At 34.1% G+C, this 17,789-nt stretch carries 19 protein-coding genes; 5 read left to right on the forward strand and 14 right to left on the reverse strand.

Features of this window, described 5'->3' with window-relative positions; translation table 11 throughout:
- The first annotated feature begins 136 nt into the window (after positions 1-136).
- Together AOG55_RS08065 and AOG55_RS08070 are read left to right on the forward strand one after the other, a co-directional pair.
- A complete protein-coding gene (locus tag AOG55_RS08065) occupies positions 137-952 on the forward strand; it encodes an NAD(+) kinase (RefSeq protein WP_048101839.1) in 816 nt (271 codons plus the stop codon).
- Positions 939-1,301: a Mov34/MPN/PAD-1 family protein gene (locus tag AOG55_RS08070; RefSeq protein WP_048101698.1), complete on the forward strand. Its 363-nt coding sequence runs from the start codon at positions 939-941 to the stop codon at positions 1,299-1,301. Before AOG55_RS08065 ends, AOG55_RS08070 begins: the two co-directional genes overlap by 14 nt.
- On the opposite strand, the gene AOG55_RS08075 is transcribed toward AOG55_RS08070, so the two are convergent.
- Genes AOG55_RS08075 through AOG55_RS08090 form a run of 4 tightly spaced genes read right to left on the reverse strand, consistent with a single transcriptional unit; the run spans position 1,294 to position 3,922 of the window.
- Positions 1,294-2,322, reverse strand: a complete 1,029-nt coding sequence (locus tag AOG55_RS08075) for an mRNA surveillance protein pelota (RefSeq protein WP_055041151.1) — start codon at positions 2,320-2,322, stop codon at positions 1,294-1,296. The genes AOG55_RS08070 and AOG55_RS08075 overlap by 8 nt on opposite strands.
- 22 nt (positions 2,323-2,344) lie before the next feature.
- The gene (locus AOG55_RS08080; protein ID WP_162200879.1) at positions 2,345-2,791 is read right to left on the reverse strand and encodes a Mut7-C RNAse domain-containing protein; all 447 of its coding nucleotides are present in this window, start codon (positions 2,789-2,791) and stop codon (positions 2,345-2,347) included.
- A 4-nt stretch (positions 2,792-2,795) separates the two neighbouring features.
- Positions 2,796-3,350, reverse strand: a complete 555-nt coding sequence (locus AOG55_RS08085; protein ID WP_048101700.1) for a UbiX family flavin prenyltransferase — start codon at positions 3,348-3,350, stop codon at positions 2,796-2,798.
- 29 nt (positions 3,351-3,379) lie between these two features.
- The gene (locus tag AOG55_RS08090; RefSeq protein ID WP_048101701.1) at positions 3,380-3,922 is read right to left on the reverse strand and encodes a hypothetical protein; all 543 of its coding nucleotides are present in this window, start codon (positions 3,920-3,922) and stop codon (positions 3,380-3,382) included.
- A 95-nt stretch (positions 3,923-4,017) separates the two neighbouring features.
- On the opposite strand from AOG55_RS08090, the gene AOG55_RS08095 reads away from it, so the two are divergent.
- Positions 4,018-7,287, forward strand: a complete 3,270-nt coding sequence (locus AOG55_RS08095; protein ID WP_055041152.1) for a S8 family serine peptidase — start codon at positions 4,018-4,020, stop codon at positions 7,285-7,287.
- On the opposite strand, the gene AOG55_RS08100 is transcribed toward AOG55_RS08095, so the two are convergent.
- The 8 genes from AOG55_RS08100 to AOG55_RS08135 all read right to left on the reverse strand — a co-directional run bounded on the left by AOG55_RS08100 (position 7,271) and on the right by AOG55_RS08135 (position 14,925).
- Complete coding sequence (locus AOG55_RS08100; RefSeq protein ID WP_055041153.1) at positions 7,271-8,302, reverse strand: methionine synthase; 1,032 nt, start codon at positions 8,300-8,302, stop codon at positions 7,271-7,273. The genes AOG55_RS08095 and AOG55_RS08100 overlap by 17 nt on opposite strands.
- 2 nt (positions 8,303-8,304) lie before the next feature.
- The gene (locus AOG55_RS08105) at positions 8,305-9,189 is read right to left on the reverse strand and encodes a hypothetical protein (protein ID WP_048101703.1); all 885 of its coding nucleotides are present in this window, start codon (positions 9,187-9,189) and stop codon (positions 8,305-8,307) included.
- Between the two features lie 72 nt (positions 9,190-9,261).
- Positions 9,262-10,191, reverse strand: a complete 930-nt coding sequence (locus tag AOG55_RS08110; RefSeq protein ID WP_048101704.1) for a S66 peptidase family protein — start codon at positions 10,189-10,191, stop codon at positions 9,262-9,264.
- Positions 10,178-11,338, reverse strand: a complete 1,161-nt coding sequence (locus AOG55_RS08115) for an amidohydrolase (protein ID WP_084779433.1) — start codon at positions 11,336-11,338, stop codon at positions 10,178-10,180. Before AOG55_RS08115 ends, AOG55_RS08110 begins: the two co-directional genes overlap by 14 nt.
- A gap of 37 nt (positions 11,339-11,375) precedes the next feature.
- Positions 11,376-12,710, reverse strand: a complete 1,335-nt coding sequence (locus AOG55_RS08120; RefSeq protein ID WP_055041155.1) for a DHH family phosphoesterase — start codon at positions 12,708-12,710, stop codon at positions 11,376-11,378.
- Positions 12,710-13,144, reverse strand: a complete 435-nt coding sequence (locus tag AOG55_RS08125; protein ID WP_048101707.1) for a 30S ribosomal protein S15 — start codon at positions 13,142-13,144, stop codon at positions 12,710-12,712. Before AOG55_RS08125 ends, AOG55_RS08120 begins: the two co-directional genes overlap by 1 nt.
- A 96-nt stretch (positions 13,145-13,240) precedes the next feature.
- Positions 13,241-13,906 (reverse strand): 16S rRNA methyltransferase, encoded by a 666-nt coding sequence (locus AOG55_RS08130; RefSeq protein ID WP_048101708.1) that lies wholly within the window; start codon positions 13,904-13,906, stop codon positions 13,241-13,243.
- Positions 13,907-13,923: 17 nt separating this feature from the next.
- Positions 13,924-14,925, reverse strand: a complete 1,002-nt coding sequence (locus AOG55_RS08135) for a M48 family metallopeptidase (protein ID WP_055041156.1) — start codon at positions 14,923-14,925, stop codon at positions 13,924-13,926.
- A 100-nt stretch (positions 14,926-15,025) separates the two neighbouring features.
- Between AOG55_RS08135 and AOG55_RS08140 the strand changes: the two genes are divergently transcribed.
- Both AOG55_RS08140 and AOG55_RS08145 read left to right on the forward strand, forming a co-directional pair.
- Positions 15,026-15,361 (forward strand): hypothetical protein, encoded by a 336-nt coding sequence (locus AOG55_RS08140; RefSeq protein ID WP_055041157.1) that lies wholly within the window; start codon positions 15,026-15,028, stop codon positions 15,359-15,361.
- Positions 15,362-15,593: 232 nt separating this feature from the next.
- The gene (locus tag AOG55_RS08145; RefSeq protein WP_055041158.1) at positions 15,594-16,247 is read left to right on the forward strand and encodes a helix-turn-helix domain-containing protein; all 654 of its coding nucleotides are present in this window, start codon (positions 15,594-15,596) and stop codon (positions 16,245-16,247) included.
- Here AOG55_RS08145 and AOG55_RS08150 read toward each other — a convergent pair whose 3' ends face one another.
- Together AOG55_RS08150 and AOG55_RS08155 are read right to left on the reverse strand one after the other, a co-directional pair.
- Positions 16,248-17,429 (reverse strand): UxaA family hydrolase, encoded by a 1,182-nt coding sequence (locus AOG55_RS08150; RefSeq protein WP_055041159.1) that lies wholly within the window; start codon positions 17,427-17,429, stop codon positions 16,248-16,250.
- Complete coding sequence (locus tag AOG55_RS08155; RefSeq protein WP_055041164.1) at positions 17,429-17,722, reverse strand: UxaA family hydrolase; 294 nt, start codon at positions 17,720-17,722, stop codon at positions 17,429-17,431. Before AOG55_RS08155 ends, AOG55_RS08150 begins: the two co-directional genes overlap by 1 nt.
- Positions 17,723-17,789 lie beyond the last annotated feature (67 nt).

Here is a 17,789-nt window from a genome sequence, read left to right on the forward strand (position 1 = left end):
ATACTTTACTTATTTTACATACAACATATAATTAAATAATATTTTGCTACAAAATCTTAAATAAATATCTTTTATATTGCTATACCTGAATTTGGAAAAACCAATATTTAAGGTGCCGTCCACGTGGGGAATTGGTATGAAGATAGGTATAATAACCAGGGTAAACTGCGCTTCGTGTATAAAAATAGCAAAGAGGATTCTTGAAATAATTCCTGAGGACTGGGAGGTTTTTCTTGAAATGAAACTTGCCATGGCCCTTCATAAAAAGGGTTATAATTTTAGCAATATTAAAGCTGATATTTTAATAGTCATTGGTGGTGATGGAACAATACTGAGAACAGCCCAGTTTTCTAAAGGAAAGATACTCGGCATAAATGTTGGCGGTCTTGGATTTTTATCTGAGGTTGAAATAGGCAGCATTGAGGAATCAATTTATAATTTAATTAGGGGTAATTACAGGGAGTACAGCGTAATGAAACTTGATGTATTTATAAATAATAGGTTATTTGGAAAATGCATTAATGATGTGGTCATACATACAGGTAAAATTTCTAAAATAAGAAAATTTAGTGTGTATATAGATGATAAGTTTATGGAAAATACCAGCGCTGACGGTGTTATTGTGGCAACACCAATAGGATCTACATCCTACTCCTACAGTGCTGGAGGCCCAATATTGATACCATCATTAAGGGCAATGGTAATATCCTATATAGCACCTTTTGGTTCAAGGCTCCGGCCAATTGTCTGCCCTGAAACCAGTTCAGTAAAAATTAAATCAATAGGAAAATATGATTCCATAGTTATATTGGACGGCCAGAAGGAAAGAAAGATAAATGAAAATGACATGGTTGAAATCAGGGTATCCAGGGAACATTTAACATTTATTGAGATGAAGGATTCCTTCTTTGAAAGGTTAAGAACAAAGCTGATTAAGGATGTGGTTAATTAGAAAGAAGACAATGGAAATGATAATGGAGGCATCGAAGGATTCATATCCAAATGAGTTTGGTGCAATGCTCAGGGCTGAGGGAAATATAATTTATGAAATAGCCATACTTCCTGGCACTGTAAATGGAAATGTCCATGTTATCTTCCCAATGTATTCCATACCCATTGATTTTTCATATGTTGGATCTGTGCATTCACATCCATCCGGAAATACAAGGCCGTCTGATGCTGATCTGCATATGTTCTCAAATACCGGGCAGATTCATATTATTGTTGGATATCCATATGATTTAAAAAATTATTCCGCATATAACAGAGCGGGAACTCCTGTTAAGTTGGACATTATTTGATTGAATATCTTAATATGGCACAGTATCCCCCAAATTTTTTTATAATTTCACCGGAATCAGAGTAACGGCTTATAACATGTATGTTTGCTGATCCATTTAAAATCGAAAGAAGCTCCCTTGTTTCCGGGGCATGAAATTTTTCCTCTGAAATAATTAAATCCTGAATTATACCCATCTGTGCATATTTTAATATATCCCCATAACCATATATGCTTGTGGCGCTTTTATTTAGCCCTTCAAGAAACTTATTTATAATTTTTTCATCCCTCACGAGCCTTGAATTTTTTAGAATATTTTCACTTTTTTCACTCCCCAGGAATTCATAAATTCCTCTTTTGCCCGTATCCTCAACGGCAAAATCATATTTTTTAAAATTTTTAAAATACGGGTTCTGGTTAATGAAATTATAAAACTTAGAGTGTTCAAATCCAGGTCCTAGAATGATTAAAATAATAATATCCCTTATATTTTTTAAAACATATTCAATTTCCTGGTAATAACCTGATGATTGCTGCTTGACATCAAAATATTTTCCAGACTTTCCAGATTTTATGCTTGCAAGTTCCTGTATTCCATATGGTCTTAATGCGCATACTGTTGCCTCCTCATCATCCATGGAAATAAAATAAATTCCAGTACTCTGAGAGGTATCGGTTGCCTCCCTGAGTAGGTTTAAATCCTCATCTGTAAATTCTTTAATAAGGAGGAATTCATCATCGGTACCAAGAAAGATTGATTGATGGCTACCGGCTTCATCACCCTCTATTATCTCGCCAAGAATTTTAATCTTATCGGTATAAGGCTGAAAATCTACTTTTTCAACCTTTAATTTTACCTTAATTTTCTTTCTTTCTGTTGATTTTGCCCTGTCCATGTCGTCATTAAGCTCAACCCTTCTAAAGACATCAGATACTATTAGGTCCCCGGGTTCAAGTAAATTTTTTATATACCAGAGATCGTCAAGTGTTTCTATCCGTATTTTTAACTCATCATTTCCAATATTATTTTCCAGTATTTTCAATGAATGATAATTAAAAGATCGGTTAAATACTTTTAAATTTTAAAATTTTATTAATTTCATTAAGAATTTTTTTATAATGAGAACCTTCCCAGTAATATTTATTGCATTTCTTACAGTATTTAACTGTTTTAAATTTTTGCCTGACCATTGTATATTTTAAAGGATCCAGCGTATCAGTGCTAACATCCACAAGAATTGAATTGCACACCGGGCATCTTGTAAAAAAAAGTTTTTTATCCGGTGGAAAGAGGCTTATTATTTCACTTACCTGATCTTTATAATCGGTGCTATCCAGAAATATTGAAAGCGAGTACCTTTTATAGAACTCTATATCCCTTGTTAATAGTATTAAATTATTTTCAATACAAATCTTGAGTATTTCATTATCATAATGTACATCCGGATATTCAACATCATAACCCATAAAGCGGAGCCATTCGCAGGCCCTTTTTGCCATATGGTCTGCCATAAATTTATGGGTGACTCCATCTTTTAGAAATTTCATTTTCAATTCCCGCTAAATCCATTACCCTTCCAACCATGGAATTAACCATATCGTCAACTGTTTTTGGCCTGCTGTAAAATCCCGGCATTGCCGGCGCTATTATCACACCACTTTCTGAAAGTGCAAGCATATTTTTTATCATGATGGTGCTCAGTGGTGTTTCTCTTGGAACTATTATAATCCTCCTTCTTTCCTTCATGGCAACAAGGGCCACCCTGGATATTAAGGTATCAGATATGCCAACGGCTATTTTGGCCATTGTGGATGATGAACATGGTATTATTATATAAGAATCAAAGATAAAACTCCCGGAACTTACTGTGGCAGCTATATTGGAATCATCATAAACATAATCAGCCAGATTTTTTATATAATTTAAGTCATAATCAGTTTCCAGTTCTATTACCTTTTTTGCACTTTCAGATATTATTAAATGTATTTCAGCCTCCTTTATTTTTTCAAGAAGGCGTATGCCATAAATTGAACCTGATGCACCGGATAATCCAATAACAATTTTTTTCATTATTATATAATGCTTAAATTGTATTTAATTCATTTTTTTCTATTAAAGATAAAATAAAGGACAAACATCCCTGCTATGATGGCTATTATTGCCCCTGCCTCCTCGTACTGAACTGTTTTGCGTGCCACCACGGGTTTTGAAAATGAAAATCCAGGATATGCACCTGCATCAAGTGCCTGTATGTTTGTATACCCCTTAACATGAGAGGACACATTTTCTGTATCAAGAAATGCCTTTGTCATGTTTGCCATTGTTGGACTGCCTGTTTCAGAAAGTTTTAAAAGAAAGTATGCGCCGTATGGATTCATTGATGTATATGAAAGATCAAACACAATAAGATACTGCGTATCCACTGCTGACCAGTTATATGTTACATACTTTTTATTGTCAATAACATTAGAAAAAAAATTAACCCATACTGAATTTGATATATTATATTCTGTACCATTATAATAATACGTAATGGTCGGAAGCACGCTTGGTGGTGCTGGCAAATTCTGGGATGAATTGGCAACAGCCGGTGCGGCGATTAAGAACATGGATAGTAATATTGCTACCAGTATTTTGTACATTTAATACTGTATGTAAAATATGATTTAAATCTTTTTTTATTTAAAACCAAATTACCACAATTAAGTATTTAAATAAAGATTGTTTTTAGCTGTATATGCTCAAAAAGATTGTCGCCGGCATATTCATATTCATATTGATTCTATCATTTATATCATATGCTAGTTCAGGCCTCAATGAAAATCAAATTACAGTGGAGCCAGTATCCAGCCAAACAGGCCAGTATATGGCATACGTTCCATCCTACCTGCATCCTGTGGTTAATAAAATTTTAAGGTATAATAATATTAATTACACATATTATGGAAATATTTTAACTGCAACATATAATTTATATAATTATTATAATGAAAAAAGCATATTCTCATCATTGAATAATATAGGTATAAGCTCATTTAAATCAAATGATTCCAATGGATTTGTACCGTATTTAATTGTAAATACATCCAGATTCGACGGTGGTGCATACACGCCATATGATATATACAATGCCTATGACATTGGCTATATTGAAAATAGTGGATTCAGAGGTCAAAATACAACAATAACGATAGTTGATGCCTATGGTGACCCAAATATAATGTATGACGTTGAATCATTTGATAATATAACTGATTTACCCCCTGTAAATTTAAGCATATATACCCCTGTAGGCCCAATAACATCTAAAAATTCTGGCTGGGCCATTGAAACTGCAGTGGATGTTGAGTGGAGCCATGCCATAGCACCCGATGCAAAAATAAATCTCGTGCTTGCACCAAATTCAAATAGTACTCTTGTTCAGGCTGTGGCATGGGCAGTTGGCAACCTGTCTGAAAATGTGATATCCCTTAGCTGGGGTTCTGCCGAATCCTCATTAAATGCAAGCGAATTAAAGGTATTTAACAGCATATATATGGAGGCAGCTGATAAAAATATTACAGTGGTTGCTGCGTCAGGTGATAATGGTGCCGATGATGGTACATCAGCAAAAACTGTGAACTTCCCTGCCGCAGACCCCTATGTTCTTTCAGTGGGTGGAACAAGCCTTTACTGCCATGATGGGACATACTCACAGACAGCATGGTCTGGCAGTGGGGGTGGCTATTCATCGTATTTCTCCACACCATACTATCAGAACGCAACAGGCTATAATTCTACTCAACGCGGTGTTCCAGATGTATCCATGGTGGCAAACCCCAACACAGGGGTTCTTATTGTTGTGTCGGGAACCACATACAAAATAGGTGGTACAAGTGTGGGCACACCGATCTGGGCAGGAATAATTGCATTAATGGATCAGTATAATAACAGGTCTTTAGGATTGGTTAATCCATTATTATATCAGATAGCACGGACACATTTTTATTCAAAGGATTTCACTCAAATTACATCAGGCAGTAATAATGGCTACTCGGCACATTCAGGATGGAATCCGGTCGATGGCCTTGGAACTCCCATGGTAAGCAATCTGATTAATGATTCCAGGGTAATACTAAAGGGTTATGGATCAATTGTTTACCTCAATGGAACTGAAAATCTCACTGAAATCTCAGCAAGTATAGATGCTGGTCATAATAACCTTGAGGGTTTCAATGGAAGCACATATTATTTCATATCAATGTATGGTTCTTATAATAATTACGTTGAATTTGGAATACTTGCAAATCTTTCCGGATATTATTATCATTATATCATAGATGACGCGGGCGTGGAATTTAATGGCACATTCAATGGAGGCGGGGAAGCGAATCTTACAATTCTATATAATAATTATAATATAATATTTAAGGCAAATAATTCAAAAGTTAATGAAATAAACGGTATATTATTGAATGATGCCGGTTTTTATAAAGGGGCCATAGGCGTTCTGCAGGAAAATTCGGGTATTTACAATGCATATATACCGCATGGAACCTTTTCAAATTTAATAATTAAAAATAACAGTTACAGTTTAATACCCTATGCATACTATGAATCCCATGTATCCGGCCTTGAGAACCACGGTGATCTGGGAATAACATATAATAATAAGAATTTTACAGCAGCATTTTCATATAATATCACACCTGGATATCTGTATAAGAATGGCTATAAACCTGAAATACTGTATAATTTATCATACAGTAGCACATCGGGGCTGTTCCTTTATGCAAATAATGGCCAGAAAACAGTTTTCTATGTTAACGGTTTGAGATTAAAAGGTAACAGCGATAAACTTGACCCTGGGGTTTATAATGTCAATGCAACCATTTCTGGAATTAATGTTTCAAGAACCATATACATACCCAAAATATCAATATATAATATAAATACAATTCCTGAACCGGTTTACTTTAATGAATCAAAGTATATCATTGATGATTACTATTTTAAATATTCAGGAAATACCAATAATTTCAGTATATATGGAATTAATGGAAATAACAGTATAATAATATATTCTGATGGCTATAATACCATTTACGGCCATTTTAATTCGACTAAAACATTTACACTAAATCCAAAAAATATAACAATAACATTTTTTGTCTATAATGCCAACACAACCGTAATTGTTAATGGACGTAACATTCCTGGAAGTTATGGTATTTTTAAGGAATCAATTAGGCCAGAACACATAGCTGTAAATATTACCTCACCCGGATTTATCGGAAAAAACTTTACCATGAATCTTTATCCCTCAGAAAATGTATTCAGGGAATTTTTATTGCTGCCAAAATCTTCATTGTATAAAGTTACAGGTTATATCACAAATATAGAGTTTAATTATGCACTGGCGCATGTGGCAGTGTACAGCAATGGAAGAATATCGGGATATTCAAGCCCACAGGGACATTACATTGTCTTTTTACCGGCAGGGAAAAATACATTAAAATTTTCACTGGAATATTATAAAAACAGTACATTAAACATTAATGCAAATAAAAACATGAGTAATCAGAACGTTTCATTGGCACCGGCAAACATAAACCTGGTATATATACCATTTAAAATCACATATTTGTTCCCATTCATGTTTTATTTTCTTTACCTGTCATGGAATCAATATTCTGGTCCTGATTTTGGCCTATATGAAATATTTTATTCAACAAATCCCAATATGGTTGGATATCATGATAAAACTATTTTTACACAGGGTGTCGATTTTACGGTGCTAACCAATATAGAGCCGGGAAAAACATATTATATAATTATATCAGCATACACGGCCCAGGGAGCATTTATTTCCACATCAGAGGTTAAGGTAACATATAACCTGATAAACTACGGCATCAATGCACTAATAATAGGTGGCATTATTGCATACATTTTAATAATGATAAAAATATTCTTTAGAAAAAGGAAAAATGAGGAGGATTGGGATATATTTAACGAATTTCCTTAAGAATTTCCTGCCTTGCAATATCCATGTTTTTTAATTTTTCATATCCGATTTCCCTGGTTCTTGTTCTAAGTCCACAGTCAGGATTCAGGCGTATTAATTCGGGCGGGAGTATTTTTAAGGCATAATTAATTCTATCCTTTATTAGCTCCACCGGCTCAATATAATCTATATGTACATCTGTTACACCTAGACCCATAAATTTTTTCTTATCATTATGTTCATTAAAATACTTTAAATCAGTGTAACCGGGTCTGGAGGAATCATCAGTACCCCGTTCGAGTGTATCACGATTTGCAAATTCAAGGTTAAAACCATCTATTTTTATGTCATCCATAACATCATAAAGAAGTCTATAATCAATGCTATAACAAACGTGCATCGAAAATTCAACATTATCTATTCCCTCAACGGATTTATTTATTGAATCAACGACAATATTCATCTCATCCGGATGTGTTGTGGTGGCTGGCTCATCTATCTGAATTTCAAGCTTTTTACCCGGATATTTTCTATCCCATTCCCTTTTCAGCTCCCTCATATCCTCATTAAGAAGCTTGGCAAATTCCATGGCAGTTTCATATCTATCCCTGTAGTGTTCATTAAATGACCAGTCCATCATTGTATAAGGTCCTGTAACAGGAATTTTTATATTTGATATATTATTTTCAAGAAGAAATTCTAACTCATCCAGATGGTATGGTTCCTTTCTTTCTATCCTATCAGTTATGCTACCTTTCTTGTAATATCTGTTATCAAAAGACCTGACCGGGCCATAGAATGTTATTCCGTTTATCCGGTTTGCCTGGTGCTCATACATTTCCCATCTGAACATTTCTCCGCCAACGCCTATATTATCCAGGCCGGCCTTTTTAAAAAGGTCTATGGTTTCAATGGTGGCCCTTCCCGCAAGTACGTTAAATTCCTCAGTTCCCTGAATTTTATGAAAAACAGAGCTCAGATATGTTGGTTTTCTAAAACTACCAATTTCCTGTGATATTAAATATTTTTCTGACATTTTTAATCACCTATTTTTGACATAATTTCTATTTTTTTATCTGCAATCATCCTGGGGAGAAAATCAAAATATTCTGTGTGCGTAATAATAATGGAATCAAGATCGTATTTTAGGGCCTCATTCTTTATATCCTCAGGTTTTTCCAGTTTTGTGTTGTATCCGTCTATTAATTTTATTCCTGGTTCATCAGAAATTTCTGATGCAATTTTTACGTTGTTTTCATTATTATCGCATATTATAGATTTTGGTCTTCCCCTAATATTCTCCTTATATATATTTCCAGCTGTTATTAACCTTACATTGTATTCCTTAACAAAATCCTCCAGATTCAATACACTGTTTTTTTCATATGGCATTGAGTCAAACAGGACCACATTTTTGGTCCTAAATTTCTTAAGTATCTGTACATAATTATTTAACAGCTGTTTTTCAAAGTCATTATATGCCATTTCCACCCTGGACATTCTAAAAAATGTATAGGGTGATGGCAAAAATGCATTAAAATCTTTACCATACTCGGCATATAGGGGGAGTGGAGGGTTTTCATTTAATGGTGTGAATTTATCAGGGGAATACTTTATACCACCAATTTCAGATACCTCTGGCATGCGGTAAAATGTATTTGTTTCCTTATATCTTGTAAGGGGACCTGGCTGCATGCCATCGGTAATAAGAACCAGGGGCCTAAAAATATCATACCAGTTAAATAATGGGTCTGTATATAAAATTCCATTATTATTTAACCGGTCATAGAACTCATGCTTTTCATCGTCAATGCGATCATTAAGTGCCGCGTCCGGAAGAAGACCTTTTTCCCATCTGCTGATGCTTAATCGCAATTCATTTGTTTTTGGATAAATGCCATAAACAAGGGTATTTATTTTCATTTTATCAAACGCTTATTTTATATTGTTTAAAAAATGTTTTTGATTTTTTTATGATTCCTGGTAATAATTTTATTAGTCAACAACGTTTTCAGAAAGGCTTATGTAGGGTTCCTCATCTGATATTCTGACCATTGCATTTAAAGGTATTATCATCTGTTCCTCACCATGCCCAAATGGTGCACCATAAAGTGATGGCTTATTTATTTCGTTCATAAATTTTTGTATTACATCCTCTATTGATGGCATTGGCTCTTCCTTATCAAATATGGCCTTAAAATCACCAAAGACAAAACCATTGAATTTATCCACAATATCTGCAAGTTTCATGCTGAAGAAATACCTGTCTATGTCACCTGATGTTACATCTGTATCCTCTATGAAGAATATTCTTCCGGTTGTATCCGGTATATAATTTGTACCAAGAAGTGATGCAACAAGGGATATATTTGTACCCATTGAAAGGCCCTCCGTATTTCCCGGTATAATGTATTTTATTAGCCTGTCCTCATATATATTTATCTTTGTGGAATTGCCTGTTAATATATCCATAAAATCCTTTATACTGGGTTTTGCAAAATCCTCTATATCTGATGCAACCATTGGGCCATGAAATGTTATAAGATTTGCATTTCTATTTATTGCCAGATGCAGTGCGGTTATATCGCTGTATCCCATAAATATTTTGGGATGATCACGTATTATATCATAATCAAGTAGTGATAGTATATGTATGCTCCCATAACCGCCCCTTGCACAGAAAATTGCCTTAACATTATCATCCTTAAAGGCTGACATTAACTCCTCAGCACGGTCCTTTGCGGGTGCTGCAAGATCATTTCTCTGGTTAAGCTTCTTTATATTTTTCCCAACCGTTACCCTGTAGCCAAGTTTCTTTAACCTAGATATACCCTTGGACAGCCTGATCATATCAGGTGCACTGGCCGGTGCTATTATCCTTATCTCATCCCCCGGCCTTAATTTCGGAGGTTTAATTCTCTCCATGATCACCACCAAATTCATTTTTTATTTTAACCAAGGTTTCCTGATTCTCCAAAATTTCCATAATAGAATTATATGCAACATTTATTGTCGTAAATAGATTATTAGCTGCGCGCTTTGGATTTGCTGCATTCCTGAATTCATCGGAATGCCCGGGTATGTTTGTTCCTATTTTCATATCAATATGCCCTGTCGGCACACTTAAACTCACATTGGCCTCGTCTGTACTGCCGCAGCCATATCCCTCTTCGTTATCTATATTATAGGCGTTTATATTAAATTTATTAAGATTTTTAAGGAGTATTGAATCTATGGTTTTGTTAGGCTTATATTCTGTATACATTGGCATGAGGTCCTTAATAATTAATTGCGTTCCAAAACCCTCTGAAACAGATTTAACAAGCTTCTTTATTTTTAAAACAAGTTTTTTAAGGAAATCTGATGAGCTTGACCTTACATCCACCTCAAGCACGGCCCGGTCAGGCACAACGTTTGATGCCCTGCCTCCCTCCTTTATTATCATGCCTATGACAGAATGCTTATCATTTTTTATCCAGTCCCTCATATTATTAATTGCTGTATAGCTGGTAACAAGGGCATCAAGTGCGTTTATTCCATAGCATGGTGATGCAGCCATATGGGCAGATTTTCCAAGAAATGTAAATTCCATCTCGGCGTCAGCAAGTGCCTTTGATCCGACAGCCCATCTGTCATCCGGATGCATGCCCATTACAAAATCTATATCCTTAAATGCACCCTTTTCCGCCATTATGGCCTTGCTTCCAGCATATGGACCTATGCCCTCCTCAGAGGGTGTGCCAAATACCACGATTCTGCCTGACTTTAAAGATTCCGCAACCTTGATCGCCGTGCCAAGGGCCCATGCAGAAATAAGATTATGGCCGCATGAATGGCCGTTGGGAAGTGCATCAAATTCCGCAAGTATTCCAACAGCTGGATGACCTATACCATATTCTGCCCTGAATGCTGTATCCATGCCCATGTATGGGTTTGTTATTACAAATCCCTTTGATTGAAGAATTTCCATTAAAAGTTTGGATGATTTATATTCCTGGCTGCCAATTTCTGCAAAATTGTATATTTTACTGGATACATCCAGGATGAGTTCCCTAAAATTATCATCATACATAACAGTTAATGCCATTTATACTTAAATAAATTTATAATTACAATGGGTGTATCTGCGATTTTATTATCTCGCTGGCGGCCTCAATAAATATTTTTTCCCTTCCGGGTGGTATAACACCGCCTGCGGCTATATCATGACCACCGCCGGAACCACCCGCCTTTTTACATGCAATGGACATAACCTCGGATAGGTTTAATCCCCGGGCAATTAAGGCCCTGGTCCCTCTGGAAGATATTTTGATATCATCATTCCCTGAATTGAAGCCTATTACGGGCTTATCAGGCCTCATCAGGTAGAGTGCTATTGCCCCTGCAATTGGCCCTGCCATTTCGGATTCGGGGGCGTAAAAATATCTTAAATATTTTTCTTCTGTTATTTCTGAATTTGCACGGTATATGTAATCTATTAACTTGGTTTTATAAATTTTTATATTATTTAGCATTTCTAACCTTACTGAATTATCACCCAAAAAATACTGGACAGGAAGTGAATTTTCACCAACCCTGCTGTTTCCGTCTATAATTGAAACAAGTTCCTTTGATGTAAAATTAAGATCTGAATAATAAAGTGTGTCACCCTCAATATACCTGATTCCATCAGAGCCGATATTATTCTCAAGTAATTTTAACGCCAGTGCATTTGCAAGGGTCTTATTTTCATCATCATTAAGGTCCAGAATATTTTTATCAAAATTAATATTAAGTGACTGCAAAAAACCCCTTACTGCATCTGGATTTCCTGTGAGCCCATTAAAAAAGGGATCAACTGAGTATGTAATTGCATCTCCAAGATTTCCCTCAAGGTTTAATGTGTGCTTAATGCTATATGTATTATATGCATCGTAAATGCTTTTATTGAGGCCGGATAACCCACCTATATCCTGTTTATCTGATGTTACACCTGATAGGAAAAAAGGGAATAGATTTCTGTTGGATTCGTCCAGTACAAGTGAAAATATATATGCCATGGTTGAACCGCATGCCTCCCTTGTGCCATTTACGCCGTAATCCCTTATATTTATGTTAATTCCCCTTATACCGTCCACAGGATTATAAAAATGATGATCAAGGATGATATAATTATCATAATCTATTATACCAGGAATCTGTGATGACCCTGCATCAACAATAATGGTTAATGGGTCCTTTTCCTCTTCAAAAAGCTGCCTGAAGCCCTCATTATCAAGGCTCTTAACAAAACTTAAATGAAACTTTATATTTAATTTCTTAAGCGCGTTTAATAATATAATTGCGGAGCTTACACCATCTCCATCATTATGTGCAAGCACCCGTACATATGATTCGCCCCTAACCTTTTCACATGCTTTATTGATATTATCGTATAATTTTTTATCCAGGATTTCCTCTATCATCACAGAACTCTATCAAGAGACCAGTCTTTTGAAAGCCTTCCTGTCCTTTTGTAATACCTAATAAGCCTTAGCATTTTGGACATGATAAGATCCCTGCCACGCCTGTTGCTTATATCCTTTTTGTTTAAAAGCAGATGCTTTGATACATTTTTATAACGCTTTATAAGGAATGATAGATCCTCTGGTATATCCTCCTTAATACCGTTCTCTGCCAGTATCTGGGACATCTTCTTATGCATTACAGGTCTTACACCGGGTACCGCATACTGATCTCTTAACCTGATTCCTATCATTGACTTTGAAAGCCCGTCCTTTTTCATCTTCAAAACTTGATCCTTAATTTCATCATCCGTTACCAGCCATGATGGCCTTTCGGTAAGCTGTAATCTTTTTGATCCGGATTTTCCTCTCTTACGTGTATGCATTCGTGCCATAATAATCTGTAACGGTATTATAACTATAAATTTATCTTTTTTGTTTTTTATAATAAACTAACTGATATATTTTTTAATTTTTACATATAAAATTTATTATAGAACTTTGATAAATCTTTCAAACTGTGCAATTATCTCCATGCCCACTGACCATATGGTTAATTCATCCTTAAATATGGAATATGAATTAAAATGGTCATATAAATTTGTAACATAATCACCTTCTGAAAATCCCCCTATAACAACATTGATATTATCCATGTTTATTATATCAGATGGATTGGAAAACTTACCATGCGGTGAGAGCACCACAGTATTTTTTCCTGTGTTATTTAAGAAACTTATTATATCCTCATTTTCCATGGATAATAATGTCTTTCCGCCCACCTTTATTTCCTTTTTCCTGAATAAATCCTCAATTAAGCCTGTAAACCTATTGTATGATTTTGGAAGACTCACGTCAGGATTTATTACTATAATTTTATTTTCCTTTGTATGTATGTAAATTCTCAGGAGCCCCCTTTTATTAAGTATTGATTCCATGGCTACCTCCAGAAATATATATATTATATCAGGGCGCCCCATTCTGGTGGACCTGCCTGGAAAATATTTATCTATGGAGGTATGCATGTAATTTGAGTCAAGTAACATTTCTGATGGTTTTTTATGGTTTTTGGCTGCAATTTTCTTTATTGCTGGATCATCCAACATTTGTTCGGGTATTAACTGCAGTTCCGCATCTGCAACAACAAGATTTAACATAACTGGATAATTGCCGATTAAGATTTACTTTTTTCTATAATTTCAATTCTTTTTGATGTGGCCGGATGATCCAGACTTAATGATTTCATCACATTTTCTGGTATGTTTTCAATGTTTGATATTTTAATCAATGCACTTTCAAGGTATTCCTTTTTAACATACCTTACTGCGTTTAAATCTGCAGCGACCTCATTTCTCCTTTTAATTGCAGGAATGATCAGAAAAAGGAATACAATAAGGAATATAAAAAAGAATGGGGAAAGTGCAAGAAGTATTCCTATATTAAATACAAATCCAAGTGCCGCAACATTTATTACTATAATATATACACCGAAATTAATCAGTGCTGTTTTTCTGTTATGCTTTAGTTTTATATGAGATAATTCATGGGCAAGTACGGCTATTATTTCATTATAATCAAGTATATTCATTAGATAACTTGTTATAAAAACATATGCCTCCCTGCTATTAATTTCAAATGCATTTGCTATCCTGTTGCCGGTATTTAGAATATATATTGATGGTGTTTCTATACCCATTTCGAGTGATAATTCTGAGACCTCATGCACTATAAAAATATCTTTTAACTGAACTGATTTTTTAATTAACAATGTAACCATTGGATTGTTTAATGATAAAGCCCATATGAAAAATATAAAGGCGTTTAAAACAATCATATACGAGTATTCTCTTATTATAAGAACAAAATTTTCAACAAGAACCATACCAACAAAGAAAAGTGATAAATATATTAAATATCTCCAGCTTAAATCACTTGATACATAATCCATTATATTTATATTTTCCTCCTTATATCCTATGTGTATTTTATACTTAAAATAGGTAAATAATATGATATTTATTGCTGTTATAACTACCATTATTATTACAGTGTATACTGAAAATTTAAATTCTGATAATATGATATAAACAAGAAATAGAATAAAAAGTGAAACTGTTGATATAGCATTGGATTTTCTCAAAAAATCCTCGTTTTTATTCCTTTGCTGCTGATACATGTTAATTGACCTATGATATAATATAAATTAATTATTAATATTATTCATTTGGATGTCAATTTGGATAAAACTTTATATATATGACTTATAATAACGTACAATGTCAGACGAAAATAAAAATTCAATAATGTACCTGATAGCATATCTGGTTCCGGTTTTAACAGGTATACTTGTTTATATCATGTATGGAAATGATAACAGGATGAAATTCCACGGTGTGCAGGCAATACTCCTCGGCATTGCGATATTCATAATTGATATTATTTCATATTTTTTGGTGCCTTTATTTTTACCACTATTATATATATTTGATCTGCTGATAGCTATTGTCTGGCTCTATGGCATCTATGTAGGGTACGAGGCGTCGATAAACAAGGATATTTTTATACCTTATATAGGTGATTATGCAGCAAATGTCACGGGATTTAAAAAATAATCGAATAATAAAAGTCAGTTACATAATTCATTTTGCAACAAATTCTGATTCAATGTAAATCACCTATATAGTTAAATACATGGCAAGGAAATCACTCATTGCAGTAATATATTTTTTAGACTGGTTTTTTCTTTAATTAAAATACCGATACCTTCTTATATCGTTACTTGATCCAAAGTTATTGGTTTGGGTATCATAAAAAACTTTATATAATAATACAAATTAATTATTTATGCCATCAAAATGCCATTTATATTCAATAACTGCAGAACATACAGACTGGAGCATACAAACTTCTATGTTGCCAGTAAAACTCTTTCATACTATTTTTCAACCTGATCTAAGGTATAATTATTATTCAACAGTACTTAAAATAGTTGGCGGTGAAAAATATATAAAAAAATTAGCATCAAATTTAAGGAATAATAATTCAATTTACAATCTTTCATTGCAGTATTATAACGGGAAATCTGAATACATAAAATTCAGCGGTAAGCTAAGTGAAACATTATATTATACCATCTTCAAAAATGGAATACTAGACTATTACTGTGAGGTTTTTGATGGGCTTGAAAACTGGTATTTTGTTGCACCAGAAGAGAAATTTGAGTATATATTAAAAGAATTCAATGAAAAGGCTTCGGTTATATCGCAAAAGTATGTTGATTCAAATATAGATTCAATAAAATCTAGGACGGTTTTATTATATGATATTACAGAAAAGGCAAGATCAATTTTAGTATATGCATTTAACCATGGTTATTTTAATATACCAAAGGATGTAAATGAAATTGAAATAGCGAGGCATTTTGATATTTCAATAAACATGGTAAATAAGTATCTAAGACTTGCTGAAAATAAAACATTTAAAAAATTATTTACCTAATTAATATGTTGGACCTATTCTATATATAGCGAAGTCATCCTGTTCATTTAATTCGGCCTTTGTTAATCTACCATTTGCAACGCTTACAAATAATTCCTTAAGTTTACCTGCGGCTTCATCAATGGTTTCCTCTCCCCTCATTATAGGGCTTGCATCAAAATCTATTAAATCATCCATTATCTTATATGTATCCTCATTTGCAGTAATTTTTATGACGGGGGTTATAATGTTACCTGTTGGTGTGCCCCTTCCTGTTGTGAACATAACTATATTGGCCCCACCGGCTACCTCACCAGACACAGATTCTACATCATATCCTGGTGTATTCATTAAATAATGCCCTCTTGCTTCTGGTCTTTCCCCATATTTTAATACTCCTGACACAGGAGCCGTACCAGATTTTTTAACTGCACCAAGTGATTTTTCCTCAATTGTTGTTAAACCACCCTCTATATTTCCAGGAGTGGGCTGTCCTTTCCTGAAATCAACTTTTGCCTCCATTTTTAATTTATTTTCAAAATTGTATACAGTCTCTAGGATTTGTTTCTGGATATCTTCATTCACAGCCCTTTTTGCATATAAATGTTCAGCACCGATAAATTCAGGTACCTCGCTGATAATTGTTGTACCCCCGTTGTTTACTATCCAGTCAGAGATCTTTCCAACTACAATGTTTGACGCTAGTCCACTTGTGTAATCTGACCCACCACATTCCAACCCAGCTGTGATATAGCTCATATCGGTTTCTTTCCTGGTTTGCTTTATAGCATCTTTAGCAATACTTTTTATTTTTTCTATTCCTTTTTCCATAGTTTTTTGGCCGCCATAATCCTGAATCTTTAAAAATTCAACAGGTTTTTCTGATGAAATGGTATCAGCTACATGGTTATAATCCACACTCTCACATCCTAGGCTCAGAACAAGCACACCGTATACATTTGGGTTTAAACCCATATTTATTAATGTCCTTGTTGTCTGCTCAAGGTCATCGCCAGTCTGGCCACATCCATATGGATTATGCAATACCTTTATCTTACCATCATCATTATTGTAGAATTTTGATGATTCCTTAGCTATCTTTTTAACCAGAAATTCTGAACATGTCACCGTTGGTATAATTAGTATATGATTTCTTGTTCCATATCCATCCTTCCTCTCATATCCATAAAATTTCTCTTCCATTAAGACACCTCTATTTTACCCCTTATACTGTCTATATTATGTGTATGAACATAATCTCCTTTTTTTATATCTTTTATAGCCATTCCAATTATTTCCCCATATTTTATTATATATTCACCTTTATTGATATTTATAAGTGCAATTTTATGTCCCCTTGGTATATCATCATTAGATATAATCTGGTCGTCCAAATTTAATCCTCTAAGCATAATTGTATCCCCCTTCTTTATATTATTTAAAACAGTGGCAACATTATCTTTTTTATCAATAATAAGTGCAATTTTACCACCCATTAATCCACCCATGTTTTGATTTTAATATCTTATTATAAGTTTTTGGTTTATATATCAACCTTAAAGT

Source organism: Acidiplasma cupricumulans (assembly GCF_001402935.1).
GTDB lineage: Archaea > Thermoplasmatota > Thermoplasmata > Thermoplasmatales > Thermoplasmataceae > Acidiplasma > Acidiplasma aeolicum.

Bases quoted from the DNA above. Each gene is read 5' to 3' on its own strand.
- AOG55_RS08065 (WP_048101839.1), top strand. From the start codon at position 137: ATGAAGATAGGTATAATAACCAGGGTAAACTGCGCTTCGTGTATAAAA.
- AOG55_RS08070 (WP_048101698.1), top strand. From the start codon at position 939: ATGTGGTTAATTAGAAAGAAGACAATGGAAATGATAATGGAGGCATCG.
- AOG55_RS08080 (WP_162200879.1), bottom strand. From the start codon at position 2,791: ATGGCAGACCATATGGCAAAAAGGGCCTGCGAATGGCTCCGCTTTATG.
- AOG55_RS08085 (WP_048101700.1), bottom strand. From the start codon at position 3,350: ATGAAAAAAATTGTTATTGGATTATCCGGTGCATCAGGTTCAATTTAT.
- AOG55_RS08090 (WP_048101701.1), bottom strand. From the start codon at position 3,922: ATGTACAAAATACTGGTAGCAATATTACTATCCATGTTCTTAATCGCC.
- AOG55_RS08095 (WP_055041152.1), top strand. From the start codon at position 4,018: ATGCTCAAAAAGATTGTCGCCGGCATATTCATATTCATATTGATTCTA.
- AOG55_RS08100 (WP_055041153.1), bottom strand. From the start codon at position 8,302: ATGTCAGAAAAATATTTAATATCACAGGAAATTGGTAGTTTTAGAAAA.
- AOG55_RS08105 (WP_048101703.1), bottom strand. From the start codon at position 9,189: ATGAAAATAAATACCCTTGTTTATGGCATTTATCCAAAAACAAATGAA.
- AOG55_RS08110 (WP_048101704.1), bottom strand. From the start codon at position 10,191: ATGGAGAGAATTAAACCTCCGAAATTAAGGCCGGGGGATGAGATAAGG.
- AOG55_RS08115 (WP_084779433.1), bottom strand. From the start codon at position 11,338: ATGTATGATGATAATTTTAGGGAACTCATCCTGGATGTATCCAGTAAA.
- AOG55_RS08120 (WP_055041155.1), bottom strand. From the start codon at position 12,710: ATGATAGAGGAAATCCTGGATAAAAAATTATACGATAATATCAATAAA.
- AOG55_RS08125 (WP_048101707.1), bottom strand. From the start codon at position 13,144: ATGGCACGAATGCATACACGTAAGAGAGGAAAATCCGGATCAAAAAGA.
- AOG55_RS08130 (WP_048101708.1), bottom strand. From the start codon at position 13,906: ATGTTAAATCTTGTTGTTGCAGATGCGGAACTGCAGTTAATACCCGAA.
- AOG55_RS08135 (WP_055041156.1), bottom strand. From the start codon at position 14,925: ATGTATCAGCAGCAAAGGAATAAAAACGAGGATTTTTTGAGAAAATCC.
- AOG55_RS08140 (WP_055041157.1), top strand. From the start codon at position 15,026: ATGTCAGACGAAAATAAAAATTCAATAATGTACCTGATAGCATATCTG.
- AOG55_RS08145 (WP_055041158.1), top strand. From the start codon at position 15,594: ATGCCATCAAAATGCCATTTATATTCAATAACTGCAGAACATACAGAC.
- AOG55_RS08150 (WP_055041159.1), bottom strand. From the start codon at position 17,429: ATGGAAGAGAAATTTTATGGATATGAGAGGAAGGATGGATATGGAACA.
- AOG55_RS08155 (WP_055041164.1), bottom strand. From the start codon at position 17,722: ATGGGTGGTAAAATTGCACTTATTATTGATAAAAAAGATAATGTTGCC.